Source organism: Bradyrhizobium cosmicum, assembly GCF_032290525.1.
GTDB classification, from domain to species: Bacteria; Pseudomonadota; Alphaproteobacteria; order Rhizobiales; family Xanthobacteraceae; genus Bradyrhizobium; species Bradyrhizobium cosmicum_A.
The window spans coordinates 1-259 of record NZ_JASXTA010000340.1 but is presented as its reverse complement, the minus strand read 5'-3'; the positions used below and the strand labels follow the sequence as shown (position 1 = coordinate 259).

Below are 259 nucleotides of genomic sequence, written 5' to 3'. Positions count from 1 at the left end.
GCTATAGCCCGCCGTCGGCGTGCCCTGCGTCAACGCGTCCGACACCGCCGGCGCGCCGACGACCAGCCCCTGCCCGCCGCGCTCGGCGAGAATTTCCACCAGGAGATCGGTGATGGCGCGAACGCGGTTGTTGCAGCGATGGGCGTTGGTCCAGGCGCTGGCAATGGTCACCACCGCACTGGTCTCCGCGGCGCGCTCTGGATCGAATCCGGCAGCACGCAACTCGACCCGCGATCGCTTCCAATAAGTGCTGCTGTCC

At 68.3% G+C, this 259-nt stretch carries 1 protein-coding gene; it reads right to left on the bottom strand.

Translation table 11 applies throughout. The features are described from left to right. The coding region (locus QSV46_RS40180; protein ID WP_314964196.1) for a hypothetical protein at nucleotides 1-259 on the bottom strand (259 nt) is incomplete at both ends.